The organism is uncultured Roseovarius sp. (genome assembly GCF_913054395.1).
Lineage (GTDB): Bacteria > Pseudomonadota > Alphaproteobacteria > Rhodobacterales > Rhodobacteraceae > Roseovarius.
On the sequence record NZ_CAJXIP010000156.1, the window covers coordinates 1 to 6,910 of the forward strand.

Sequence of the window (6,910 nt, forward strand, 5' to 3'; positions counted from 1 at the left end):
CGAGCCGAAGCCGCGCGCCACGACACGCTCGCGGTAGATGGCCGACACAACGTCGCCATCGCCCGCCAGCAGGGCCTTGGTCGAGCACATTTCGGCACAGATCGGCAATTTGCCTTCTGCAATCCGGTTGCGCCCGTACTTCTGGAACTCTGCTGCCGAGTGGTTTTCCTCGGGGCCACCGGCACAGAAGGTGCACTTGTCCATCTTGCCGCGGCTGCCGAAGTTGCCGGCCTGCGGATATTGCGGCGCGCCAAACGGGCACGCATAGAAGCAATAGCCACAGCCGATGCACAGATCCTTGGAGTGCAGAACAACGCCTTCTTCGTTCTGATAGAAGCAATCCACAGGACAGACAGCCATGCACGGCGCATCTGAACAATGCATACACGCCACCGAGATCGAACGTTCGCCCGGACTACCGTCGTTGATCGTGACCACCTTGCGGCGGTTGATCCCCCACGGCACCTCGTGCTCGTTCTTACAGGCCGTTACGCATGCATTACACTCGATGCAGCGTTCGGCGTCGCAAAGAAACTTTGCTCTTGCCATGTCAGTATCTCCTTATGCTGCACTGATTTTGCAAAGAGTCGCCTTGGTCTCTTGCATTTGTGTGACTGAGTCATAGCCATAGGTCTGGGCCGTGTTGGACGCTTCACCCAAGACATAGGGGTCTGCCCCTTTGGGATAATTCGCCCGAAGATCCTTACCTTCGAAATGACCGCCGAAGTGGAAGGGCATGAAGACAACACCTTCGCCCACCCGTTCGGTGACCATTGCCATGACCTTGACCTTGGCGCCTTCGGCCCCTTCAACCCAGACCTGCGCGCCGTCCCGCACACCAAGGTTATTGGCATCGCGCGGATTGATTTCGACGAACATGTCCTGCTGAAGTTCGGCCAGCCAGGGGTTTGAACGGGTCTCGTCACCGCCACCTTCATATTCGACCAGACGGCCGGATGTGAGGATGATCGGATACTCTTTCGAGAAGTCGTTCTTCTGGATCGAGGCATACATGGTCGGCAGACGGTAATCGTGCCGGTCCTCGTATGTCGGATAATCCGCGACCAGATCGCGCCGGTTCGTATAAAGCGGCTCGCGGTGCAAGGGCACCGGATCGGGGAAGGTCCAGACGACGGCCCGCGCCTTGGCATTGCCGAAGGGCGCACATTCATGGGCAATCGCAACCCGCTGAATCCCGCCGGAAAGGTCGGTTTTCCAGTTGGTTCCCGGCCCGGCAACGGCATCAATCGACGCGCGTTCTTCGGCGGTAAGATCGCCGTCCCAGCCAAGATCCATCAGCATCTGCATTGTGAATTCAGGATAACCGTCCTGAATTTCCGACCCGGCGGAATAAACCCCCTCGGCCAGCAGATTGTCGCCATCCCGCTCGACGCCGAAACGCGCACGGAAGGTCAGGCCACCCTCGCTGACAGGTTTCGACAGGTCATAGAGGTTGGGCGTGCCCGGATGGTTCATCTCGGCTGTGCCCCAGCACGGCCATGGCATACCGTAGTAATCGCCATCTGCCGGACCACCTTTTGCCTGCAACGTGGTGCGGTCAAAGGTGTGCTGGTTCGCCATGTGCTTCTTGATGCGCTCAGGCGATTGACCGGTATAGCCGACTGTCCACATGCCGCTGTTGAATTCGCGGGTGATGCTTTCGACATTCGGCGTTTCCGCGTCTTCCATCTCGATATTGCGGAAGAAACGGTCGGCCCAGCCAAACTTGTTGGCGAACTTGGCCATGATGACCTCGTCCGGCTTGCTTTCAAACAGCGGTGTCACCACGCGGTCACGCCACTGAAGCGAGCGGTTCGATGCGGTCACGGAACCGCGGGTTTCGAACTGCGTACAGGCCGGCAGAAGATAGACGCCATCAGTGCGGTCATGCATGACGGCGGAAACGGTGGGATACGGGTCGACTACGACCAGCATGTCCAGCTTTTCCATCGCCGTTTTCATTTCCTTGCCGCGGGTCTGAGAGTTGGGCGCGTGGCCCCACAGAACCATGGCACGCACCTTGTTGGGCTGGTCCATGTTTTCCGCGTCTTCCAGAACACCGTCGATCCAGCGGCTGACCGGGATACCCTTGAGGTTCTGCAAGGACGTGTCCTTGCCGTCCTTGTCCTTGATGCTGTCGAACTGACCGGCAAGCCACTCGGCATCTTCGCCCCAGACACGGCCCCAATGGGCCCAGGCACCGCCAGACAGGCCGTAATAGCCCGGCAGGGTGTGGCTCAAAACACCAAGGTCGGTTGCGCCCTGAACGTTGTCGTGGCCACGGAAGATGTTGGTGCCACCGCCCGACGTGCCCATGTTGCCAAGGGCCAGTTGCAGGATGCAATAGGCGCGGGTGTTGTTGTTGCCGTTGGTGTGCTGGGTGCCACCCATGCACCAGATAACGGTGCCGGGGCGGTTGTTGGCCATGGTGCGCGCAACGCGGCGAAGCTGTTCACCCGGCGCACCGGTAACACGCTCGACCTCTTCGGGCGTCCACTTGGCGACTTCGTCCTTGATCTCATCCATGCCCCAGACACGGGTGCGGATGAATTCCTTGTCTTCCCAGCCATTCTCGAAGATGTGCCAGAGAATACCCCAGACAAGCGCCACGTCCGTACCGGGACGGAAGCGCACATATTCATCGGCATGCGCCGCCGTGCGGGTAAAGCGCGGGTCGCAGACGATGAGAGGGGCGTTGTTCTGTTCCTTGGCCTTCAGCACGTGCAACAGCGAGACGGGGTGCGCCTCGGCAGGGTTGCCGCCGATGATGAAGATCGCCTTGGAATTGTGGATATCGTTATAGGAGTTGGTCATCGCGCCATAGCCCCAGGTGTTTGCAACACCGGCAACCGTGGTCGAGTGACAGATCCGGGCCTGGTGATCCACGTTGTTCGTGCCCCAATAGGCAGCAAACTTGCGGAACAGGTAGGCCTGTTCGTTGTTGTGCTTGGCAGAGCCGAGCCAATAGACGCTGTCAGGTCCGCTTTCTTCGCGGATCTTCATCATGCCGTCGCCGATCTCGTCGATCGCCTGTTCCCAGCTGATGCGCTTCCATTCACCGCCCTCTTTCTTCATCGGGTACTTGAGGCGGCGTTCGCCATGCGCGTGTTCACGCACCGAGGCACCTTTGGCGCAATGCGCACCAAGGTTGAACGGGCTGTCCCAGCCGGGTTCTTGCCCGACCCAGACACCGTTCTGGACTTCGGCGACGACCGTACAGCCGACCGAGCAGTGAGTGCAGACGGATTTGATCGTTTCGACGGCTTCATTGGCTGCACTCTGCGCGTTTGCACGCGTCACCGTACCGCCCATGGCACCGATTGCGGCCAGGCCACCAATGGCCAGACCAGAGCCGCGCAGGAATGCGCGGCGGTCGACCGACTTCTCGGCGACCTCAGACAGGATACTGGTCCGCTGGGGGCGTCTCGCAACCCCGTTGGTCTTTTTCCTAAGCATGTTTCTCTCCTCCCTTGGCAGTCCTGACGGACACTGCCGGGTACTGATGTTTCCTCTGACAGTCGGGCCTATCGCAACCAGTCGTCAGCGGTTTTGACCTCGTCCGGCGGTTTAGAACCGGGCGCTGTCGAGATAGGCGCGGGTATGCGCCGTGTCCTGCATTCTGTCAGATGACAGATCAGGCTGGGCCGCCTCGGCAGCGGTTCCCCCCGCAACGGCCAGAGCCGCAGCAGCAGGCGCAGCAGTGCCGGCCAGTTTCAGAAAATCGCGGCGGCTCGTTTCGCCCTCGGTCTTCTTGGTCATAAGGGTGTTCCTCCCTTGGGTGATGACGGGTTGCCCCGCCGGTTATGCGGGCTAGCCCGCGCTCATCCGGAAGCCTTGCGCCTCGATATTCATATAGACCCGGCCGACAGCGCCGACCGAAGCATAGAAAACCGAATTGGTCGCTGCTTCCAAATCCGTGAAAAAGTGACCGGCCCAAGGGCCGATATGCTTGCCGAAGAACTGTTTCTGATCTTCAAGGCTTGCCGGTTTGCCGTATCGCCCGGTGATCATCCCGGCCATCATCTCCATCAAAGAGGCAATGTTGTCTTCCGGCTCGTAAACGTTCTGCGCGCGGGTCATGCTGCGGGCGGCCATGTCCCGGCGCAGCCCGGCCAACGGCTTTTCGTTAAGAAACCCGGTCAGGTAATAGCTCGCATAGGGAAGCAGTTCGCCCCGGCCAAGACCGATGAACAGCGCGTTGAACTCGCTTTCCACCGTGCGTGCCTTACTCAGCCCTGCGATCCGCGCCAACGCGCCGATGGCCGTGCCAAGTTCGGTCTCGCCGCCAGTAAGCGCGGCGGTCTGATCCAGCATCGCCTGTTCGGGCGGGCGCGACAGGATCACGCCAAGGTAGTCATAAAGATCGGCGCGCAGGCGATCCTCTTCGGCGATCTCATGCGCGGGACTTGGGTTTTCCATCAGGGCCTCTTGGTTGGTCATACCGATGCTCCGGTCTGATCTTGAAATACGAAACTCATACGGCGGCGCGGCGCGGCCTCTTCGGGCTCTTGCGTGACCGCCTCGGTGGGCGATGCGGTCGCGTCTTGCACCTCGCTTGCGGCCGCTTTCTCTTCCGGTTCGTCCTGGGCCATGGCGACCGTGGCCTCGGGCTGGTCTTCCTCCAGCAGATCTTCTTCCTCAAGCGGCTCGTCCTCGGGCGGGTTCGCCTCAAGCTCGGCCTGCCGGGCCATCTCCTCGACATGGGCGGTCATGCCCTTGCCCACCTGATAGGCGGTCTGCATATGCTCAAGGACCTTGGCCTTGTCGGTAAAATCTTCGCCGTAATCCAGCAGTCCGTCAAGGTTGGCCAGCGCCGGGTTCGACAGCCAGAGCCGACGCAGCGCACGGCGCCGGATCCGGTCTGGCACAGCCTTTGTCATGAAGGCCCGGAAATCATCGCCCGGCCCCAGTGTGTCGGGATCGGGCAAATCCAGCTCTTCCAGAAGCTCGGCGTCGGTCTTTTCGGCCAGTTCCGCGTCACGCGCGGCAAGCGCCTCGGCCTCGATGGCGCGGGCTTCGGCCTCGGCTTCCGCCTCGACCTGCGCCTTGCGGCGCGTCCAGAAATCACCCCGGCTCAATGGACCCTCCCCTTACGAAGCGAGGCAGGGGCGCGGTAAACATCGCTGATCTGGTGGATGCGCGGATCGCCGATGCCATCCTCGACACGGCTGACGTCGGCCTTGTCGCGGCGGCGCTTCTTGAAGGTTTCTTCCTGGTGATGTTCCTCGACGAATTCGCGCACCCAGGCCACAAGCCCCTCTGGCATGGCCACCTTTTCGACGATTTCCTCGCCGGTATCGGCATAATCCTGGGCCTCGAACGGCGAGGCGGTCACAAGCACCACCTCGAAGGGCCGTGCCGCGGCATCCTCGGCGACACGCGCGCGCATCACCACGTACACAGATGGCACCCGCGCCGAAATCCCCTGAAGGTAGCTTTCGGTTTCCGCGCCGTGCAATTCCATCACCGCCGTCGCCGCGTGATATTCCACCGTATCGCCATCGCGGCGCAGCTCGCGCCAGTCCGCCGCGCCCGCGCCGGGCAACACCGAAACCGCGCGCCAAGACCATGCCGCCCATCGGGTCACGCCGGGCGCCCTTCGAATGACGACCCCGACAGGGATCGAAGCATAGGTTTTAGGGTTATAGATCACGCTTGGTTTTCGTCCCTGGCTGGTTAGGTCTAGATTGGTACGGATTCCTGACCACTCAAAGCACTTTCTGTGTGCCGTGGTCTACCAAATGAACAGACAGGACATTTTGGGCCGATTTCATGCGCGTCCGGGCCGAACACGGTCAGATTGACCGGAATGCCGCTTTCGCCGCTTTGCAGCAATTGCCCCAAGGGGGTTGTCCAAAACGAATCACCCACCCCCGACCGGGGCCATCACGCCGGGTTGGTGTGATTCGAATTGCTGTTTACGACGGGGTCGAATCATGCCTACTCTGTGGCCGCACCGACGCAACAAACGTTATTCTCAACATCGCGAAAACATTGGGGTAAAAATGCCTAAGCAATTGATTTTGTGCGACTGTTCCGGCACTCAAAAGCTGGATGGCGACGCCCTGGCACAGGCCACCGGCCTTGGCTGTTCGCGGGTGCATTCCGCGCTCTGCACCGATGAAATCGGACAGGCCGCCAAGGCAATCGAGTCAGGCGAGGCAATTATTTGCTGTCGCCAGGAACAGCGTGTTTTCGAAGAGCTGGCCGCCGATATCGGTGCCCCCGAACCCGCATTTGCCGACCTGCGCGACCGCGCCGGATGGAGCAATGACAGCGCCCCGAAACTACCCAAAATGGCCGCACTTCTGGCCGAGGCCAGCCTGCCCGCAGCGCGCGAAAAGACCATTGATGTCATTTCCGAGGGGCTTTGCCTTATCATCGGGGCCTCTGACGTGGTGCTCCCCGCCGCCGAAAAGCTGGCGCCGCTTCTGGGTGTCACGGTTCTTTTGACCGATGATTGCGCCCCGCCGGAGAACCGCGATTTTGACGCGATCCGGGGCCATGTGACCCGCGCGAAGGGCGCGCTTGGACAGTTCGACCTTACGATTGATGCCCTGCAACAGGTCAATCCGGCGGGCCGCGGCGCGCTTGGCTGGGGGGCTGCGCGCGATGGCGGCCAGACCGCCTGTGATGTGATCCTTGACCTTGGCGGCGGCACCCCGATGTTTCCCGCACCGCAAAAACGCGAGGGCTATCTGCGCGCCGATCCCGGCAGCATGACGGCCGTGTCAGACGCGGTGTTCGAAGCGGTGCAGATGATAGGCACCTTTGAGAAACCGCTTTATGTGGCGCTGGAACCGCTGATCTGTGCCCATAGCCGCGCCGAACAGACCGGATGCAGCAAATGTCTTGATATCTGCCCAACCGGGGCGATCACCCCCATGGGCGAGCATGTCAGCATCGACCC

The 6,910-nt window shown here is 61.0% G+C and carries 6 protein-coding genes and 1 pseudogene; 1 reads left to right on the forward strand and 6 read right to left on the reverse strand.

Going from position 1 to position 6,910, the window contains the following annotated elements; genetic code table 11:
* From fdh3B to QZ522_RS16245, 6 genes are all read right to left on the reverse strand, one after another.
* On the reverse strand, nt 1-549 hold a 549-nt coding region (gene fdh3B / locus QZ522_RS16220; protein ID WP_294613947.1), incomplete at its 3' end, for a formate dehydrogenase FDH3 subunit beta.
* 12 nt (nt 550-561) lie between these two features.
* Nucleotides 562-3,456 carry a formate dehydrogenase subunit alpha gene (locus QZ522_RS16225; RefSeq protein WP_294613949.1) on the reverse strand — a complete coding sequence of 965 codons (2,895 nt, stop codon included), beginning with the start codon at nt 3,454-3,456 and terminating at the stop codon, nt 562-564.
* A gap of 111 nt (nt 3,457-3,567) precedes the next feature.
* Nucleotides 3,568-3,759 (reverse strand): twin-arginine translocation signal domain-containing protein, encoded by a 192-nt coding sequence (locus tag QZ522_RS16230; protein ID WP_294613952.1) that lies wholly within the window; start codon nt 3,757-3,759, stop codon nt 3,568-3,570.
* A 51-nt stretch (nt 3,760-3,810) separates the two neighbouring features.
* Nucleotides 3,811-4,440, reverse strand: a complete 630-nt coding sequence (locus QZ522_RS16235; RefSeq protein ID WP_294613955.1) for a molecular chaperone TorD family protein — start codon at nt 4,438-4,440, stop codon at nt 3,811-3,813.
* Nucleotides 4,437-5,078 (reverse strand): DUF3306 domain-containing protein, encoded by a 642-nt coding sequence (locus QZ522_RS16240; RefSeq protein WP_294613960.1) that lies wholly within the window; start codon nt 5,076-5,078, stop codon nt 4,437-4,439. The genes QZ522_RS16235 and QZ522_RS16240 overlap by 4 nt, the downstream gene beginning before the upstream one ends.
* Nucleotides 5,075-5,623 carry a DUF3305 domain-containing protein gene (locus tag QZ522_RS16245; RefSeq protein WP_294613963.1) on the reverse strand — a complete coding sequence of 183 codons (549 nt, stop codon included), beginning with the start codon at nt 5,621-5,623 and terminating at the stop codon, nt 5,075-5,077. The genes QZ522_RS16240 and QZ522_RS16245 overlap by 4 nt, the downstream gene beginning before the upstream one ends.
* A 382-nt stretch (nt 5,624-6,005) precedes the next feature.
* On the opposite strand from QZ522_RS16245, the pseudogene QZ522_RS16250 reads away from it, so the two are divergent.
* Nucleotides 6,006-6,910 (forward strand): annotated as a pseudogene (locus QZ522_RS16250) ((4Fe-4S)-binding protein); the annotation flags it as partial.